The organism is Burkholderia sp. BCC1977 (assembly GCF_905339595.1).
GTDB lineage: Bacteria > Pseudomonadota > Gammaproteobacteria > Burkholderiales > Burkholderiaceae > Burkholderia.
In genome coordinates this window covers 1-1,427 of sequence record NZ_CAJPGQ010000130.1, presented here as the reverse complement: position 1 = coordinate 1,427, position 1,427 = coordinate 1, and the positions used below count along the sequence as shown (strand labels likewise).

General features: G+C 57.1%; 1 protein-coding gene. It reads left to right on the top strand.

Going from position 1 to position 1,427, the window contains the following annotated elements:
* Positions 1-124: 124 nt before the first annotated feature.
* On the top strand, positions 125-1,144 hold the full coding sequence (locus U5771_RS35045; protein WP_322028161.1) for an IS110 family transposase: 1,020 nt from the start codon (positions 125-127) through the stop codon (positions 1,142-1,144).
* The last annotated feature ends 283 nt before the right edge of the window (positions 1,145-1,427 follow it).

Genomic DNA, 1,427 nt, shown 5'->3' with positions numbered 1-1,427 from the left:
ATATGAACGCCTCCCACCCGTGAGTGGCGTAGCTTGCAGGAAGGCTGAGCCTTACGGGCCAATGGCATCAAAGTGCCCAGATGGAAGACCATAGGGGTTTTCCTGGCAAACCGGAGGCTCCGAAATGAAGCATACGACAGTGGGTGTGGACATTGCAAAGAACGTGATGCAGCTCCATTACATCGACGCAGAGACGGGCGAGATCGTAAATAAGCCGGTAAAGCGAGCCGCGTTTCTGGAGCATTTCGCAAATTTGACTCCCCGCCTCATCGGCATGGAGGCCTGCGGTGGTTCCCAACACTGGGCCCGTAAGCTGATCGCGATGGGCCATCAGGTGAAGTTGATGCCGGGCAAGTTCGTCAAGGCGTTCGTAATGGGTAACAAGAACGATGCGACTGATGCGCGAGCCATCTGGCTTGCCGTACAGCATGCAGGCAAGGCCGTCGCGGTGAAGACTGAAACGCAGCAGGCCGTGCTGGGGCTGCACCGGATGCGAGAGCAACTGGTGAAGTTCCGCACGATGCAGGTCAATAGTCTGCGCGGCTTGCTAACCGAATACGGTGAAGTGATGGCCAAGGGACGGGCTGCGCTCGACAAGGCAATTCCAAGTGTGCTGGAGCGGCTGGTTGATCGTCTGCCCTCGATCCTGATCGACACACTGCGAGAGCAGTGGAGTGGATTGTCGGAACTGGACAGACAGATTGCCGAAATTGAGCGGCGTCTGCAGGCGTGGCAGAGAGAGGACAAGGCATGCAAGGCGATTGTTGCCATACCGGGCATTGGTCTGCTGACGGCGACAGCGGCAGTAGCCACTATGGGCGATGCGAAGACGTTCCGGTCCGGGCGCGAGTTCGCAGCCTGGATCGGACTGGTGCCACGGCAGACCGGTACGGGTGGCAAGGTCCAGTTACTGGGGATCAGCAAACGAGGAGATACCTATCTGCGCAAGCTGTTGATCCACGGGGCCCGAAGCGTGCTGTGTCTCGCAAAGGAACCCGGATTATGGGCCGAAGGCATCAAGAAGCGGCGACCGTTGAATGTAGCAGTCGTGGCACAAGCGAACAGGATGGCTCGCACGATCTGGGCGATCTTGGCGCATGACAGGCAGTACGACAAGAACTATGTGAGCGTGAAACCGGTCTGACCGGCGCACGTCGCGTAGAAGGTAGATCAATTTTTACAGGATGACACGTCGAAAGGTTGCGCTGGCAATCGTATGTAATGACAAAACAGGTCGGACCGGGACTCGCCAAACCTGAATCGCTGAGTGAGCTTCTAGCTCGTCGGAAAAATGAGGCGCGGGTCAGCGGATTTCATGGTGGGCCGCAGCATGTCAGGCTGCAACAAGCCCGGATATAAAGCTGCAACCCATCCTGTCGTAGTCAGCACACACGAAAAACCTTCGCAAACGGGAGACGTTCATATAA

Coding starts and splice junctions, on each gene's coding strand:
- U5771_RS35045 (WP_322028161.1), top strand. CDS start 125: ATGAAGCATACGACAGTGGGTGTGGACATTGCAAAGAACGTGATGCAG.